The organism is Anoxynatronum buryatiense (assembly GCF_900182905.1).
Classification (GTDB): Bacteria; Bacillota; Clostridia; order Peptostreptococcales; family Tindalliaceae; genus Anoxynatronum; species Anoxynatronum buryatiense.
Genome location: NZ_FXUF01000013.1, coordinates 70,993 through 88,436 on the forward strand (window position 1 = coordinate 70,993; position 17,444 = coordinate 88,436).

General features: G+C 52.8%; 11 protein-coding genes. 2 read left to right on the top strand and 9 right to left on the bottom strand.

The genetic code is table 11. The features are described 5' to 3' along the window. Positions 1-135: 135 nt before the first annotated feature. On the bottom strand, positions 136-1,074 hold the full coding sequence (cysK, locus tag QOL74_RS14470; RefSeq protein WP_283410208.1) for a cysteine synthase A: 939 nt from the start codon (positions 1,072-1,074) through the stop codon (positions 136-138). 848 nt (positions 1,075-1,922) lie between these two features. On the opposite strand from cysK, the gene QOL74_RS14475 reads away from it, so the two are divergent. Continuing rightward, entirely contained in the window at positions 1,923-3,830 is a 1,908-nt protein-coding gene (locus tag QOL74_RS14475) for a gluzincin family metallopeptidase (protein WP_283410209.1), read from the top strand. Positions 3,831-4,054: 224 nt separating this feature from the next. Here the strand turns inward: QOL74_RS14475 and QOL74_RS14480 are convergent, their stop codons facing one another. Continuing rightward, a complete protein-coding gene (locus QOL74_RS14480) occupies positions 4,055-7,189 on the bottom strand; it encodes a stalk domain-containing protein (protein WP_283410210.1) in 3,135 nt (1,044 codons plus the stop codon). 440 nt (positions 7,190-7,629) lie between these two features. Here QOL74_RS14480 and QOL74_RS14485 point away from each other — a divergent pair, with 440 nt between their 5' ends. Continuing rightward, positions 7,630-9,378, top strand: coding sequence for a stalk domain-containing protein (locus tag QOL74_RS14485; protein ID WP_283410211.1), 1,749 nt, complete (start codon positions 7,630-7,632; stop codon positions 9,376-9,378). Positions 9,379-9,472: 94 nt separating this feature from the next. Here the strand turns inward: QOL74_RS14485 and QOL74_RS14490 are convergent, their stop codons facing one another. The 7 genes from QOL74_RS14490 to QOL74_RS14520 form a co-directional block, all read right to left on the bottom strand. Beyond that, the gene (locus QOL74_RS14490) at positions 9,473-10,057 is read right to left on the bottom strand and encodes a TetR/AcrR family transcriptional regulator (RefSeq protein ID WP_283410212.1); all 585 of its coding nucleotides are present in this window, start codon (positions 10,055-10,057) and stop codon (positions 9,473-9,475) included. A gap of 333 nt (positions 10,058-10,390) precedes the next feature. Beyond that, on the bottom strand, positions 10,391-12,397 hold the full coding sequence (locus QOL74_RS14495) for a flavocytochrome c (RefSeq protein WP_283410213.1): 2,007 nt from the start codon (positions 12,395-12,397) through the stop codon (positions 10,391-10,393). Positions 12,398-12,540: 143 nt separating this feature from the next. Then, positions 12,541-12,624 (bottom strand): hypothetical protein, encoded by an 84-nt coding sequence (locus QOL74_RS14500; RefSeq protein WP_346771757.1) that lies wholly within the window; start codon positions 12,622-12,624, stop codon positions 12,541-12,543. A 4-nt stretch (positions 12,625-12,628) separates the two neighbouring features. Further along, entirely contained in the window at positions 12,629-13,447 is an 819-nt protein-coding gene (locus QOL74_RS14505) for a helix-turn-helix domain-containing protein (RefSeq protein WP_283410214.1), read from the bottom strand. Positions 13,448-13,507: 60 nt separating this feature from the next. Further along, positions 13,508-15,475: an ABC transporter permease subunit/CPBP intramembrane protease gene (locus tag QOL74_RS14510; protein ID WP_283410215.1), complete on the bottom strand. Its 1,968-nt coding sequence runs from the start codon at positions 15,473-15,475 to the stop codon at positions 13,508-13,510. After that, on the bottom strand, positions 15,472-16,674 hold the full coding sequence (locus QOL74_RS14515) for an ABC transporter permease (RefSeq protein WP_283410216.1): 1,203 nt from the start codon (positions 16,672-16,674) through the stop codon (positions 15,472-15,474). The genes QOL74_RS14510 and QOL74_RS14515 overlap by 4 nt, the downstream gene beginning before the upstream one ends. Further along, complete coding sequence (locus tag QOL74_RS14520) at positions 16,664-17,419, bottom strand: ABC transporter ATP-binding protein (RefSeq protein WP_283410217.1); 756 nt, start codon at positions 17,417-17,419, stop codon at positions 16,664-16,666. The genes QOL74_RS14515 and QOL74_RS14520 overlap by 11 nt, the downstream gene beginning before the upstream one ends. Positions 17,420-17,444: the final 25 nt, after the last annotated feature.

The window sequence follows — 17,444 nt, forward strand, 5'->3', positions numbered from 1 at the left end:
CAGTTATGAATGATGCACATTGAATCGGCTTTTCCTTGTGACCATTTTATCAATTCTGACGGGGAGATGAAACCATTTCCGATATTTCTTATGTTCTTTTCTTCTGCTGCTTCCTGAATCAGTTGCCTGACGTCCCTATTCAATTTCCTGAAAAAGCGGGGTGGACAGGTAACGTTCACCGGTATCCGGTAAAATCACCACGATGGTTTTTCCTTTGTTTTCAGGGCGCCGGGCCAGTTCAGCAGCGGCAAATGCGGCGGCCCCGGAGGAAATGCCTGCCAGCAGGCCTTCGGTTTTTGCCAGTTTTCGGGCGGTTTCAAAGGCTTCCTCATTTTTCACCCGTACGATTTCATCCAGCAGATCCATCTTCAACACTTTGGGAATAAAACCGGCACCAATCCCCTGAATCTTATGGGGACCGGGCTTGTCACCGGAGAGTACGGGAGAGTCGTCCGGTTCAACGGCCACCACTTTCAACTGAGCATTTCGTTCCTTCAGCACTTCACCTGTGCCGGTGACGGTGCCGCCGGTGCCAACCCCGGCCACAAAGAAATCCACCTGGCCGTCGGTATCCCGCCAGATTTCTTCTGCGGTGGTGCGCCGGTGAACCGCCGGATTGGCTTCATTTTCAAACTGCATGGGCATAAAAGATCCGGGATTGGCTGCCACCAGTTCTTCTGCGGTGGCAATGGCCCCTTTCATGCCGTCGGGACCGGGGGTGAGCACCAGCTCGGCACCCAGTGCTTTGAGCATGTTGCGCCGCTCCACACTCATGGTCTCCGGCATGGTGAGAATCAGCCGGTAGCCCCGGGCCGCGGCCACAAAAGCCAGGGCGATGCCCGTGTTGCCGCTGGTGGGTTCAATGATGGTGCTGCCTTCTTTCAGCAGGCCCTTTTCCTCTGCATCCTGTACCATGGCCAGGCCAATGCGGTCTTTCACGCTGCCGCCGGGATTAAAAGCCTCCAGTTTTGCAAGAATGCGCGCCTGGGCACCTTCGCTTTCTCCGAAGCTTCGCAGCTCCATGAGGGGGGTGTTACCAATGAGATCTGTCAGGTTTTGTGCAATTTTCGCCATGAAATGGCCTCCTTTTTATTCATTGTTGATGACACTCTTTTTATGGCTTGGTAAAGCAGCATTCTCAGAATAGATGGGGATTAATTCATTGCAGTGGTTTTCAGCTTTTATTCACTGTTTCCTATCACCTATTCACCGAAATGTCGCCCAAGTCGTTTTAGCATATATAACCGATATGTTTTATGTGTTTAATCTACCATCTTTTTCAGTGTCTGTCAACGTTCATTCATTTTTTATTCATTTCCATTCATTTGAATCCATTGACATGCATTGAAAGCCATCGCAAGCCTGCAAACGATTGTAAACCTGTCAGATGTTTCAATTCTGTCAATGACTCCAACCCTCTAACCCATTGGAACTCTCTCCAGCCCTCTCAACTCGTAAAACCACTTAAATTGCTGTAACTGTTAAACAATAGGCTTAGGCTTTAGAAGCTTTCGAAACCATTTGAGCTCTTACGCACCCACTTCTGAGATAAAAAGACGCTTTCTTCTCATTAACCACTTTTTCCCAAGGGTAAAATCAGATATAATGAACCCATTCCACCAGTCACGGTTTCTGAGTACCGGATGCATCCATCGATGGTACTTGCATACCCGATCATTGCTTCCTTAACATGACATACCCGAACATTGCATCCACAACACTCACAAGCTTCAACCTCACGCTTTGCATCCATGACACCGGGTGTTGATGATCCCGAAAATGCGCCTCATGTGTTTCATGTGCCTCATGTTCTGTATGTTCTGTATGCTCCTTATACTCCTTATGTTCCTCATTTCATCATGTGCCTTATATGCCACACAATTCACTTATGCCACACAATACACTTGAATGGAGAATGCCCATTGACCAGCCAGATGCACCCCTCCACACTTCCCCAAGCGTTATTAAGGGCTCACCCCGGGAAGAAAATCATCGCCATTACCCTGATCATCGCTTTCTTTTTTGCCAGTACCCTTCCCGGTTTTGCAGTTGCCTATCCCATCGCCGAAGGCACCTACACACCACCCGCCAGAGAACGGCTGCCCCTGGAAGAAATGAGCCGGGAGCTACAGTTGCATTCGCGGCCTTACGATGAAATTGCCGCCGACATGGAGGCCTTGCTGGCCACCGCCACCGACGAGCTGTACCTCCACACCACCGAAGAATACCAGACCATGTATCAGCTGCTTCTTGAGTTCTCCCAGTTGATGGATGAAATGGATCGGGTGCATGGCCTGGCCCAGTTGGACAAAAATATGAATCTCAGCGACGAAACACAACTGGCCTATTATATGCAAGTGGTCACTGAAATCATCGGTGTTTCTGAAATTTTTTCCCAATTGGTGCTTCAATTGATTCACTCTCCCTTTAACCAGTTAATGCGGGATTTACTGGGTGATGACTATGATGACTTTCAGGTTGACCCAGAAGAAACTGCCCGGTTTAGCCTGCAGGAGCTGGAACTGATCACACAGGTAACCGCCTATGGCAACACCGGCGTCACCATTGAAGTGGACGGCGTTAACCTTACCTTATCTGACATCGATGCTGTTTATGATGAGTTGGAACCGGATGATTTCGCTGCACTTTTCTGGGAAATTAATGAAAAGCGGAATGCCCTGCGAGCACCTCTTTACATTGAGCTGATTAACTTACGGAATGCCTATGCCCGCAGCCAGGGCTACGCCGACTACGTCGATTATGCCATGGGTCAGTATTATGGAAGGGATTTTTCTGCTGAAGAAATGGGCAGCACCCTTCGCACTGCCGCAGAATTATTCAGTGAACTAAGAGAAGAGATTTTGGATCTTCTGTTGATGATCCCCTTTGAAAGCGGATTGGATGATTACCAGGAAAATGAATGGATCTACCCCTATCTGGAATCTGTTCAGACCCTTATGGAGCGCACCCCTTTTGAAGCCCTGGTACAGGACAGCATCGATCGAAACCTGCTGGTGATCAACGATCATCCCGACGGCTATGAGGGTGCCTATATGATGCCCCTCAGCTACCCCGGCGATGGTCTGATGTACATTTCAAATGACACTTCTGCCATTTTTTTGCTGTGGCCTTCTTATATCCATGAGCTGGGTCACTTGATTGCTGAAGTCTATGAGGCTTATGAGGGCACCCCGCTGCGATCTGTTTTGAAAACTGAACCCTTCTACGTGGAGACCCTGGAAACCCACTCCACAGGTCTAGAAATGCTTCTCTTATATCATGCCGCCGATATTCTTCAGGAAGATGCCGCTGCCGGCACGCTTTTAGTCTTGAACAATCATCTAAGAAATCTGGTGGATGCTGCCATTGCCACCGAATTCGAAATTGCCGCTCATCAGATGCCCCAGGAAGAACTGACGGTGGAAAATCTCAACCGGCTCTATCGAAAAATCGGGGAAACCTACGGCATCAACTTCTATTTTACAGATACAGATGTCTCTTTTGGCTGGTCAGACATCCCCCATTATTACGAATCACCTTTTTACTACGCCTCTTACGGCTTGGCCGCACTGGTGGCCTTTGATTTTCTGTCCATCAACGAAGACGATTATCTGAAGAACTTCGACAAATACACCCAGGTCATTCGTCTGGGAACGAATATTCCCTTTCATCAGATGATCGCGGCCGCCGGCATCACTGATCCATTTGTTGAAGAAAACCTGACAGACATTTATGAGCGCTTTTTTGAATATGTGGACCATGTGCTCAGCGAAAGCTTCCCTGATGAAGTGGCCGACGAAGATGAACTGCTGTTGCAGGAAGCCAGCTGACCCGATTTTCCTGCGAGCCCGCTTTTCTTCACCTGCAGAATCGTCCCTGCTGACAAAACCCTTGTTGAAATGAAAACACCCGCCGAAGACAGTTTCCTTTTGATGGAAACGCCTTTCAGCGGGTGTTTTTTCTGCCTGTCATCTTAGTCGGTTGCAGCTTTCCACCGGTCAGATGCGCCTTTTCGATGAAAAGCCGGGAAGTCTTGGTTCATTCACGCCTTCTGCTATTCCCGTGTCAGGGTGATTTCCTGGGTTTCCGGATTCCAGGAGACGGCTACCCCCAGGGCTTCGCTGATGAACCGCAGGGGCACGAAGGTGCGCCCCGGGGGTTGAATCACCGGTGGGGTTTCCAGGGTTAGGGGAATGCCGTTCACCAGGGCTTCTGTAGATCCGATGGTGAGGATAATTTCTGTGTCGCCGCTGGTGATGATCACCTGCCGGGTTTCTGGATGCCAGGTGACGGCGGCTCCCAGAGCTTCACTGATGAAACGCAGGGGCATCATGGTGCGGTGGCTCACTGGATCGATGTAGGGGGCGGCTTCCAGGGGGGTTGGTGTCCCGTTTACCTGGCTTTCGCCCTGGCCGATGGTGAGGCGGATGGTGACCGGAGGCCGTTGACCTGTGGTGCCGTCAGTCCCCTGGGTTTCACCGAGAGGAGTATCTCCCGTGTTGGTTGCTGCCGCTGGCGGATGGTTACCGGCGGGTGGCGTGGTGCCGGTGCTGCCTCTGTCATTATTCCTGCCTGAACCGCCTGAAGAACCGCCTGAGCTTCCGCCGGTAGGAGCGCTGCTTCGGATGATGGTAATGTGATAAATCTTCTGGCTGCCATTCTCAGCCGTAACGGTCACTTCAAAGGGATTACTGCCCACTTTCAGGTTTTTGGTACCGGTTCCTGCCAGGGTAGCCTGGGTGTCTTCAGTGGTTGCCTGAAGTATGAGGGTGTCAATGGCATGTGCCACGGTGGCGGTGTACTGGTAATGGTCTTTTGCAAAAGCGGGAGTAAGGGTTCCCTTGCTTAGATTCAGGGTACCGAGGGCGGCGTTGCCGGATAAGGGGGCTCCCCGATGTACGCTGAGTGTGTAGGTTTCCAGATAGATCACTTCTGCATCGTTATCAGTGATCTGGTTCACAATCCTAAAGTCATTGGTTCCCTCCTGCAGGGGGATGTGCTGAAAGGGACTGGTCCCGGTACCGGCGGCATGGTGAAGGGTGATGGTGGCTGCTGCCGGTGCTGTGGGGTACAGGTGCAGGCTTGTCTGGTGGTGATTCACCTGGGCAGTGTAGTGACGCTGGTTTCCCTGAAAAGCGGGAGTAAGGGGCACTGGTGCGGGGGTTGCTTCAGCGGTGGTGAGGGCAAGACCTGTGAGCACAGCTTCGTTGGCCATGTTCAGGCTGTAGCTTCTGGTGAGCCGGTCTCCTGGCTGTATCACTGCTGATGTCTTCCCCTGATTCATGGAAAGGGTATGGTCTGTCGCTGGGGTTCGGGGAACAAAGAAGCCCACCACCCCGTCTTCATTGGTGGTACCGGCGATGCCGATGGGGTCAGCTGTGGAAAAAATGCTCAGGGGGGCGTTGGCCAAAGGGGTGCTTCCCTGCTTCATTTCCATTCGCAGGTAGGTGAGGTCATTGCCACTGCCGTCTCGAAGGATAAGGGTGCCTGAACCACCTGGACGCACACCCACAGGGGCGGCATTGCCACCACCGGTGGCCACCAGACTGGGGTGGTTTTCAATGACAATATGCCCGTCATTAAAACTCGCCTGATTCCTTATACCGAATCCGTCAAGACTGTTGATATCCTGGGCACTGCCTCCTGTAGCGGTGATACTGCCGCCGGTGAGTTGAATGGCAACACCAGAAATGCCGGCTCCTGCTTGACTCGAAGATCCCTGGGTGTCACCACCAACGGCGGTCACGGTGCCGCCACTGATGATAGTGGCGACGCTTTCCAAAATGCCGATTCCTGCGGCACTGCTATTCCCAGTGGTGCTGCCGCCCGTAGCAATCAATATGCCGCTGGTAACTGCGACCCTTCCATAGATGCCAGCTTCCGCATCACTGCTATTCCCAGTGGTGTTGCCAGCTGTGGCAGTCACTGCGCCGCCATTCATGGTGATATCTCCACAGATGCCGGACCCTGATATGCTACTATCCCCAGTGGTGTCACCCCCGGTGGCGGTCACTGCGCCGCCAGTGATGTCAACCGTTCCCCTTACGCCGTCAGCAGCACGACTCTCATTTCCGGTGGTACTGCCTCCGGTGGCAGTCACGGTGCCGCCACTGATGGTGACATTCCCCTGGATGCCCATTCCTGCAAAACTCAAATTCCTGGTGGTACTTCCCCCGGTGGCCGTCACGGTGCCGCCACCGATGGTGACATTCCCCCGGATGCCCACCCCTGCAGTACTCCAATCCCTGACGGTACTGCCTCCTGTGGCGGTCACGGTGCCGCCACCGATGGTGACATTCCCCCGGATGCCCACCCCTGCAGTACTCCAATCCCTGACGGTACTGCCTCCTGTGGCGGTCACAACACCACCAGTCAGATTGATAGCACCACCCTGCCCATCAATTCCAGCACCGCCATTGTTCGGCATACCAATAGCATCACCACCGCCGCCTCCCATGGCAGTAATGACGCCGCCTGTCAGGTTGATGGTACCTGAGCCATGAATGCCAGCACCACCATTACCACTCCCATAATCATCACCGTCACCACCAGCAACGGTGATAGTTCCATTTCCACCAATGGTAAGGGTGCTACCTGTTGGCACCTGTACACCAGCACCTCCCTCTCCACCTCGCAAGGTGTTGTTTCCTTCCAGGGTGAGGGTTACCGTGGCGTTGTTCTTCAATTTGAAGGCAGGGTTGGCTGAGGACATATGGATATTGATATTGATATTGACATCCCTCAGCGTGATGTTGGCTGTTACGCCATCTGCCACAATTTGATTGTTTCCAGAGCCGCTGATGCGGATGGTATCCACTGCATACACATGGCTGGTCACTGTATCTTGTTCCACGGCTATCATTCCCATGCATGGTGCAGTCCCCGGCCTGATGGTTATGGCACCGTCACCCATGTCAAAACTATGACTGGGTGTGGGCGGCGTGGCGGGTGTTGATCCCGATGGCGGTGGTTGAGAATCTGAACCAGAAGAACCTGAATCAGAAGTTGGTGGCGGTGGCGGTGGCGGCATCGGTGGCGGTAATTGGGAACCAGCTCCTGGTCCTTGCCCAAGTTGTGGATCTTGCCAAAGTGGTGGCTCTTGCCCATTGGCCAGTGCTGCCATGGGGGTGATGAGACTCATGATCATGGCCAGCATCATGATCCAGGCGATGCGTTTTTGCTGTTTCATTGTGTGTTCCTCCTTGATTGTAGGATGCTTCTCCATGGGTTGTCATCGAACAGTGATCAGATACCAACGGTGGACCTGGTTCTGGTTTTTGCTCCTGGAATTCCGTATCAATACCATTATATAGGCTGGTTATGTTTTTGACACTGTCCAAAGGGACAGTGTTTGCTGTTTTCGGGACTGCTTTTCCTGAAAACAGGTCTTTATGCCCAACATCTCATGCGTTCACTGCAGCACGTGACCGATACACCACCCATTTAAAGTGTTGTCTGAAACCATCTCTCCCCCGCAGAGCGCTCACGAAAAGCATATGATAGCCCCGGGTTTCTCTCCTATATTTTGGGTATTAATCATAATGGCGACAGGGTCTGATATTCCTGATGCGACATTCATTGTTGCCAATTCTCATATTGGTTTTGTCGGATCGAAAAGGAGGGGTTCACGTGCGCGTAACCTTCATTAACCAGCGTCGCTTTTTTTCATGTCTGATGATCTTCACCGGTTTGCTGATTTTCTTTCTTTTAGCCGCTTCTCTGTCATCACCTGTGTGGGCTTATGAACTCATCAACCCGGATGTGCTTGACCAGTTGAAGCCCGAACTCCCCGGCCACGACCAAATTAAACTGGTGCCCATCAAAGCACCCACCAATCTCACCGCCGCTTCCAAAACCCAGGGTGTCATCACCCTTCGATGGATGGATCAGTCGGACAACGAGCATGGTTTTATAGTGGAACGCCGGGGTAAAATCAACGACTTTTCCCAGGTGGCTGTGCTGTCTCGCAACACATTAGAGTATACCGACAGTGAAGCTTCCACCTACCCCATATTCCCTGGAGAAACGTACTATTACCGGGTAAAAGCCTTCAATGACGAGGATCAGTCTGCCTACTCCAACATCGTGGAGATAACCGCTCTGAAAACAGCGCCTCCCGTCGCCCCGGTGATTCTCCACGCTGAAATTGTCACGTCTTACCGCTATCCGGTTCAGCTTCTCTGGGAAGATCGTTCCAATGATGAAACCCGGTTTGAAGTTCAGCGCCGCAGAGAAGGTCACGGGTATTTTGTGGTGGCTGATCTGCCGCCTGACACAACAACCTATCAGGACAGTTTCGATTATGAAGAAGGCGCCACTTACTATTATCGCATTGAAGCCTTCAACACTTACGGCTCCGTCTATTCCAATGAGATTCCGGTCTACTACCCGACGCAGAATATCAGTGGCCCTCCTCAGGTCATGGGCGTTTCTCAGAATTCCACCACTATTCTTCTGCAATGGAGTCATGTGCCGGAAATCAGTATCCCCAATTTGGTACAGGGATATAACATTAATGTTGGTCAAGAAACCCCCCTGCCCTATGACGTGGTCGGCCCGGATGTGACATCACTTTTGATCACCGGACTTGAACCGGAAACCATCTATCGTATTGCTGTGTCTGCCAAAGTGAATGTTCTGCCTGGTCTTGGCACCACAATCAAGGTGCAAACCGGCCCTCCGGCTCCCATTCAGGTAAAGGCGGTGAAAAAAGGAGATACCTCTGTTGAGCTTACCTGGCAAACCACTTCCAAATATCATCCCCAGCTGGACTATGAAATCCAGTTCCGGGACGAAAAGAGCTCCTTCTCGACCTTCACCCGAATCAATCAGCCGGAAACCCTGAAGTACCTGGTCACCGGCCTGGATCCCGACAAAAACTATGCTTTCCGTGTCATCTGTTATCATGTTGTCCATGCCTCCGATCCTTCTGAGGTGGTCGTCCCCATAGAAGAAACTTCTTCTGGGCTTGCCAGCTCTCCCGCTCAGGTTGAAATCGTGCTGAATGTGGGTCAATATGCCTACTCTGTCAATGGCCAGCAAAAGCAAATGGACGCTCAGCCTGTTATTTTTCAGGGAAGAACCCTCCTCCCCATCCGCTACATCACCGAAGCCCTTGGTGCTGCCATTGCCTGGAATGGAGAGGATCAGAAAGTCACCATCACCCAGGACGAACAGATCATTGAACTTTGGGTCAACAACAGCACGGCCATGATCAATGGACAACCGGTTCCCATTGATGTGGGAAACAGTCAGGTAACCCCTCTCATCATTCCACCCGGCCGCACCATGCTCCCTCTGCGGTTTATCACCGAGAGTCTGGGATGCCAGTTGAAATGGGATGCCGATACGCAGCAAATTACCATTATCAGGCAATAGCACCGGTTTTACAAACATAAAAAAGAGCCCTCCTTGTGAAAATCCAAAGATGGCTCTTGTGGCGCTTGCTCCCTAATATGCGGTCACCTTTAACTTACATCAGTCGGATAATCGCTGACAGAGACTGACGGCCTTCCTGCGTCAGATCATAATGTTCTTTTTCAATGGCCCACAGGGTGATCACACCCAGCACCGTGGCTCTCCAAAGATCAAAGAACGCTTCTTTCGTCATGCCACTGGTGAACTCACCCTGTTTCTGTCCCCTTTCGATCAGCTCATAGAGATACTTCTGCTGAATATCCAACCGCACCTCGTCGCCGGACATGGATTCAGAGATTAACATTTGCATGCAGTTTTTTGAAAAGTCATGCCCATCTTCTTTAACAATGCGCATGTAGTCATTCACAAATTGAAGGTACAGCTGGGTACATGACTGGCTTTCATCATACGAAAAAGTGTCAGCCAATCGTTCATTGAGTTCAATGGCCAACCGGTTAAGAATGTCCCGTTTACTGTTGAAATAGTTATAAAAGGTGCCTTTTGCATAGCCGCTGGCCGCGCAAATCTGGCTGACGGTCACTTTATGGTACCCGTATTCTTTCACGAGTTCCATGGAGGTATCCACCAGCTTTCGATAGGTTTCCTCTGCCTGCAAATCACGTTTCGTAGGTTGTTTCACCGTCCACGAACCCCTTTCTTCCCCTGTGTCCAAGACTTACCCTCGCGGTTAACCCTTTGTCCCCTGGTTGTCTGCCAGTCATCGCAACCGCTTGATCGACAAGTTCGCACCATCGCTGAGCACTGCCCTTATTCTATCATACATTCCAGCAATCATTACTGATCAATTTAGATAATTGCGTGAATTATTTCCTTTTGTCATATCATCATCTGAAAAACCGTGCCGCCATACAAAAAGCCGTGCTTCTCTTGCGAGAGGCACGGCTTTCATGTGTATCGCTATTGGGGTTGGCTTTAAATCGAAAGGTTATCGCATGTTTAAATCAGATGCCTGTTACCGTTGTGAGGCTGCGCTGGCACCGGCAAGGCGTCCGAAGACGATGATGTCGGTGAGGGCGTTGCCACCCAACCGGTTACCGGCATGCACGCCACCTGCCACTTCGCCTGCGGCGTAGAGGCCGGCGATGGGGCTGCCAGATTCGTTCAGCACACGACCCAGTTCGTCGATTTCAAGACCACCCATGGTGTGATGCACCGAAGGTGAACGGGGTGTGGCGTAGAAGGGTGCATTTTCGATTTTGGCTCCAAAGCTTTTCTTGCCAAATTCAGGATCATTTTGTGCTTCGATGTATCCGTTGTATTTTTCCACTTCTGCCACCAGTACTGCCGGATCCATCTCCAGCTGTTCTGCCAGGTCTTCCAGAGTGTCGGCCTTAAAGATGCTTTTGGTTTCAATCAGGGTGTCGATGCTGTCACCCCAGATGTTGGTGCCGCCCAGTTGAGGGTTGCCGGAGGTGTTCTGGTCACCAATGATGAAGAAGAGGGCATCTTCCTGCACCAATGCTGCGGCAGCCAGTACGTCACGGCCGGAATACTCATTGACAAAACGCTTGCCTTCTTTGTTCACAAACATCTGCTCTTCTGCACTGCCCCAAACACCGCCGGAAAGGGCGCCTGTTTCAGGGTGTGAGCTGGGCATCAATTGCACAAAGCCCATGCCTTCGAGAGAAGCACCGACGCCAAGCCCCATGACAATACCGTCGCCGGTGGCATCATTGGTGTTGGTGGTGGGCATGGCAAGAGGCATTTCCGGCCAGTAGGTATTGTACTCTGCCCGCATTTCAGGGTTGGCACCGTAGCCGCCGGTGGCCATGACGACGCCACTGGTGGCATGCAGCATCACCGTGGTACCGTTGGACTGCTGGGCTTTTACGCCGGTTACCCGGCCATTTTCTGTGAGCAGTTCCATGCCTTTGGTATCTGTCATGATTTCAACGCCCATTTCCTGAGCGGCTTCTGCAAGGGTACCCACATAGCCAGTGCCCAGGGGTTTCACGTTGCTGTGGGTACGGGGCCACAGGGCTCCCAGTACGGTGGAAATGTCGTCGGTCCATTCTAGGCCATAGCTTTCCAGCCACTCGATGCCAGCCAGTGCGTCGTTGGCCAGAATTTCTGCCAGTTCCACCTTGCTCACAATGTCATTGCCCTGGAGATCGGTGCGCTTGCCGCCCACATAGATATGATAAGCGTGCAACTCGGGGCTGTCAAAAAGCTTGCTGGTGTCGCCAGCTTTGTATTCAGCAATTTGAGCCTGCAAGCGGGTGATCACATCTGCAAAGTCACCATGTTCTGATGGAGTAAGTGCCAGAATTTCATCAAGCTGTTGCATCAGAACGGATGTCATTTCAACGGCTCCCTGGCGGCCAGGGTCATACGCGTTGTAAACGCCGCCGGAGCGCATGGTGTTACCGCCCAAAGCGGCTGCTTTTTCAATAAGAACAACAGAAGCGCCCTGCTCTGCCGCAGAAACTGCCGCTGCCACACCAGCCCCGCCACCGCCAACCACCACCACATCAACGGTTTTTTCAATGGTTTCGGTGCTGGCTTGTCTTTCTGAGGCAACTTTCAAAGCTGCCACATCGCCGCCGGCCTGGCGCACGCAGTCTTCCACTGCTTCCAGTACTGCACGGCTGGTGTTGGTGGCACCTGAAATCATGTCAATGGCCAGTGTCTGACCTGCCACAATTTCAGCCGGGAACCGGGTGAATACCGGTTCAGCAATGGCGGGAGTTTCAATATGTTCCCCGATTTCAACGCTGACAATTTCAGTTTCACTAAAGGTGACAGAGACTTCCACATCACCATAGTTACCCATGGCTTTGGCAGTGTATGTGCCAGGTGTGTATAAGGCATCTCCTGTTTCAGCAGGTGCAGCAGGTGCTTCACTGCCACCGCCGTTGCCGCAGGCGGTCACAAAAAGCATCATCAGGCACAGTGCCAGCAGCAGCGCTGTTTTAACCGATGCTTTTTTTGATCTGTTCATCTTTTTTAGGTGTTTCATGTTCGTCCTCCCTTGTTTCTGTTTTGTTTGTTAAATCACGAACTAACCTCAACAAGTATAAACCCTGTAGCAGGTACAGGGTCAAGTTCTCTTATTCGTTGATGTTGTTGAAGGGCCTTCCGGGGTGCCGCATTCTGTCTGCTTTAATCATCATCATGGCCACGACAGGAAGCTATGATGATGGCTCCCTCTTTTTCACAATAGACAATCCTGTGAGTGCCATCTATGCGTCTACTGACATGGCACTTCTTTCACCGGTACCCAGACTGCAAAATGCAAATGCGGCTTCTCGTCGATCACCTGATGATGAACCACTGTTCCGAAAAGATCGCCGTCAATTTGGAGCCCTTCTGCTTTCAGGTAATCTTTGAGTGGTTGAAAACGTTCTGGAATTGTCAGATCTTCATCGATGCAGTAAATCACGGTGAACACGGTATCTTGCGCTTTGTGGCAAACGGTGACGGGGAGATGAGGAGCCCGGTCTTCATGGTCGCCTGTGATATCCAAAATGGCATATCCCCAGTAAATACAACCGGGAACATCTATTTTTTCCCGGGGTATGTGAAAGGCCACCACAGACCGGGGCATTTCGTCAATCCACTGGCGGGTATGGTCGTTTTGCATGGCCCGGGTTTCAAAGACCCGGTCCATCTGATTGGCATAGAACCGGTAGGCCGGCAGCACTTCCCGCTGGTATTTTCCCACCATGGTGATGATGCGCTGATATAAATCTTTTTGATAGGCAAGCTGTTGCAGCACTTCCTGATACTCGCGAATTTTCGCTGCCACTGCCATCTCTTGCTGTGACATCATTTCCAGTGCTTCCTGGCTGGAAATCTCGCTAATGAAATCCACTGATTCTTCAAGAGAGAAATCCAGTCTTCGCAAATACTTATAACGCACAATCCGGTTCACATCCCGCCCCTCGTAAGTGCGGTAATTGTTATCTGGATGGCGGGTGGGCACCACAACTCCCTTTTTATCGAAAAACCGCAGTGTCTCTGCTGAAACTCCCAGAATTTTTTTCACTTCACCAATGCGAAGGCGCATGTGTTGCTCACCCCTTTCGTTTTTTTGCTTACTATTCATTTTTTCTTTGGAAATGAATGATCAGATCGGAGAATCATTTTTTACCGGCAAAGGCTTTAAGAGCCACCAGCCGCTTCCCAGGCCCAGAACCAGCAGCACCAAGAGGGGCAGCCATTGAAGGGTCACATGTTCCAGTGCCATGAGGGCCAGGCCGTTGTTGAGAATGTGCAGGGCCATGGCGGGGTAAATGGACCGGGTTTTCCAGGTGACATAGCCGAAAGCCAGCCCCAGAAGAAAGGTGGGGATCAGGCGGATAAAGTCCATGTGCACCAGGGCAAAAAGGAGGGCGGTGATGAGAATGGCCGCTTTTGGTCCCCATTTTGCCTCCAGAGGCCGAAAGGCGAATCCCCGAAAGAGTATTTCTTCACAGATTCCCGGTGTGACGGCAATGAAAAGAAACTGAGCCAGGGGGCTGAGGCGGGTCAGTTCTGCTTCCAACTCCACCAGGGTGGGCACCTGGGTGATAAACGGGGTGATGAGCATCTGGTACATCAGGGCCAGGGAAAAAGCTGCCAGCCAGACACCCAGGCCGCCGCCCAGCCCCCGAAGGGTGAAGCGGCGCAGCCCCAGCGAAGTCACCGGTGTTGCTTTCAGGTACCAAAGAATGCCGATGGGCAGCAGGGCAAACACCAGGTACTGGACCACCAGGGTGCCTGTGAGCAGGCTGCCCACCCCGGTGAGGATGGTGCTCAGGTAAATGAAGAGAATCACCACCAGTGACAGGGTCATGAACACGTCTTCAACAGCGATGAGGCTGCGGGGCTGCAGGCGGTGACGCTGCAGGGTGAAGGTGGTGGTGGTGCCGATACCGAAAAGCAGTTTTTCGGTGCCGAAGGCTTTCACCATCAGGGTGAGGCTGGCCATGGAAAAGAAGCTGTTGGTTACTAAAGTGATGCCCAGCAGGGCCGGCTCAAGGTTTCCCAGCAGCACTGATTTCAGCAGCAGGGTGGCATTGAGCACCGGCACCAGGGCATAAAATGCATTCAGCTCCAGCCCGGGGGTAATGCCGACGTAAGCGGGAATCATAAAGGCAAAAAGAAGGGGGGTCATGTAGGCTCCCGACTCTTTATAGCTGTTGGCAAAGAGCCCCATGGTCATGCTGGTGCCGGCGGCAATGAAAATCAGGGGCAGCAGGGTGAGAAGAAGCGCCACCCAGGTGCCTGAGGTGAACGTGAGGGCAGTGACCCCTGCTTCGGCCAGCAGGGGCATGAGGGGAATCAGCACCCCCAGGCTCACCACCATTGAGACCACTCCGAAGAGAACGCAGGCCAGTAGTTTGGCGGTGATGAGATCGCTTCCCCTGATGGGCATGGAAAAGAGAGTTTCCAACGTTCCGGTTTCTTTTTCTGCCGTGGTCAGTTCCACAGCAAAATTCACCACCGATACCATGGCATACAGGGTGAGAATAAGGGGCAGAATGTTGCTCAGGGCAGAACCGGCCCGTTCTTCTTCGCCTGCCAGGTCTTCCAGCTGCAGTTCCACCGGCTTCAGAAGGGCCGGAGACAGGCCGGCTGTTTCCAGCAGGCGAAGCTCTTCCGCGTCCCGAAAGGTTTCCAGGTGTTCCGTAAGGCGTTCTGCTCCCCGTACGCCCCGGCGATGCCCCACGTCATAAATCAGTTGAAATACATGGCCTTCACGGGTGTCTTCATAGCGAAGGATCATATCCAGGTTTTCTGCCTCAGCCGCCTGGCGGTAAGCTGCCAGCACCTCGGGTGAGATGCCGGAGACCGGCGCATCTGAAACCACCAGCTCCAGCCGCTGGTCTGCTGCCAGCGCTGTTTCAAGGGAGGCCGGCAGTTCTCCGGTAATCATGATGCGGCTGACGGTGGCTGCCGCTTCCCGGGAGACGCCTTCTGTCACGGCCCGAAAGCCATACACCAGCAGAGGCAGCACCAGCACTGGTGCCAGCATGCCCAGCAGCACCCGCTTGTTTCGCAAGAGGGAGCGTATTTCTTTGCCCATGAGGGTTCGAATCACTTTCCAGTTCATTTGCCGTCACCTCCAAACATCACCCGGTCTGACTGGAACCACCGGTTAACCACGGCTATTCCCAGGGAGGCCGCCCCCAGATTGATGGCCAGGGTACCGGCTATCCAGCCGGGGGCATAGCTTCCCAAAAAGGCTTCCCGCATCACCAGCAGGGTGTTGGTGATGGGAATGAACAGGGTCAGCAGGGTCAGCTCAATATCAGGAATCAGCAGCAGGTAGCAGGGCAGCATCAGGACGATGAGCAGCACTGATCCGTAAGACTGGGCCTCCTGATAGGTGTGTGCCAGCAAACCCAGTCCGGTGAACAGGGTGCTGGTGAGAATCATCACCGGCACCAGCATGAGGGCCAGAAACACCAACAAGACCGGCGACAGGGAAATTGTCAGGTCAGGCACCTGATAGGCAATGCCGTAAAGCAGGGGAAAGATGGCCAGCAGGTTAATCAGACCGCTGATCATTCCCACAGCCACGCAGGCCATGAGTTTTCCCACCACGATTTCTGTGCGGGTTACCGGCAGGGAAAAGAGGGTTTCAAGGGTTTCCCGCTCTTTTTCTCCGGCACTCACATCTGCAGAGAGGGTGTAGGTGCCAATGATGGCATAGAGCATAATGAGAAAGGGCACCACCATGCCCAACACGGTGGCCATGATGCGGCTGCCGGATTCTCCGGCTTCAGAGAGTTCCACGTCTTCAATGGTGACCACCGTGAGGATGTTTTCTGCCAGGGCCGCATCTGCCAGCCCCGCCGCCACCAGGTCTTCCCGGTAGGCGTTCACCTGGCGGCGCACCCGGTTCATTCCCCGCTCACTGGCCCCGGTGGGAGAATGGTAGTGAAGCAGCAGCACTTCTTCTGCCCCTTCCTGCCGGGCTTCCACCACCACCTCCAGGTTTTTTTCCAACAGGGCGGTTTCCGGTTCACGGGGGTGGGGCACGACTTCAATGCGATCGTCTTCAATAAGTCTGTCCACCAGCCCGGCACTCACCGACGGTGCCACCGCCACCCGGCTCACCTGCTGTTCCAGGCCCGACTGCACCAGCATCATGAACCCGGAAAAAAAGACCATAATCACCGGGTAAATGAGAACAGGCAGAAACATGGTGAGGAGGGCCTTTTTATCCCGAAAGAGGGAGCGCATTTCTTTATTGAAAATCTGTTTGATTTTGGGAAAGCTGATGGGACCGGAGGGCTTAAAGGGCATGGCTGTCACCCGCCCCGCCGTCAATGTACCACAGAAAAATGTCGCGAATGTTGGTTTTTCCCGTGGCCGCCTTCAACTCCTCCAGGCTGCCGGCCTGCACAATGGCGCCCTGGTGAATGAGGGCGATGCGGTCGCAGAGGGAATCGGCTTCTTCCATGTAATGGGTGGAGAAAATGATGGTTTTGCCTGCCGCCTTTTCTTGTTTGATGAAATCGATGATGGTGCGGCTGGTGAGAATATCCAGCCCCAGGGTGGGTTCATCCAGGATATACACCGCCGGGTCGTGGATCATGCACCGGGCAATGGAGGTTTTTTGCACCTGGCCGGTGGAGAGCTTTTCCACAATCCGGTCTTTGAACTCGTGCATGTCGAGACTGGTGAGAATGGCCTCGATGCGTTCTTCCAGCACATTTTTGGGAATGTCGTAAAAGCTGCCGAAAAACCGGAGGGTTTCCACCGGGGTCAGCTTTTTATACAAACGGGTGTTGCCGGAGAGGAAGCCGATGGAACGGCGCACCCCTGCGGCCTGGGTGGCCACATCATAGCCGTTCACCTGAATGGTGCCGGCGGTGGGCTGCATGATGGTGGCCATGATCCGCAGCAGAGTGGTCTTACCGGCACCGTTGGGCCCCAGCAGGCCAAAAATTTCCCCCTGGTTCACTTCGAATGAGACACTTTTCAAGGCATCTATGGCACCCTTCTTTTTATCGTGGAACTGTTTACTCACCTGATTCACCACAAGCATATGATCCAGTCCTCTCTTCATGTTA

Excerpts from the sequence above, each read along its gene's own strand:
- QOL74_RS14510 (WP_283410215.1), bottom strand. The coding sequence starts at position 15,475 with ATGAACTGGAAAGTGATTCGAACCCTCATGGGCAAAGAAATACGCTCC.
- cysK (WP_283410208.1), bottom strand. The coding sequence starts at position 1,074 with ATGGCGAAAATTGCACAAAACCTGACAGATCTCATTGGTAACACCCCC.
- QOL74_RS14480 (WP_283410210.1), bottom strand. The coding sequence starts at position 7,189 with ATGAAACAGCAAAAACGCATCGCCTGGATCATGATGCTGGCCATGATC.
- QOL74_RS14515 (WP_283410216.1), bottom strand. The coding sequence starts at position 16,674 with ATGCCCTTTAAGCCCTCCGGTCCCATCAGCTTTCCCAAAATCAAACAG.
- QOL74_RS14520 (WP_283410217.1), bottom strand. The coding sequence starts at position 17,419 with ATGCTTGTGGTGAATCAGGTGAGTAAACAGTTCCACGATAAAAAGAAG.
- QOL74_RS14495 (WP_283410213.1), bottom strand. The coding sequence starts at position 12,397 with ATGAAACACCTAAAAAAGATGAACAGATCAAAAAAAGCATCGGTTAAA.
- QOL74_RS14505 (WP_283410214.1), bottom strand. The coding sequence starts at position 13,447 with ATGCGCCTTCGCATTGGTGAAGTGAAAAAAATTCTGGGAGTTTCAGCA.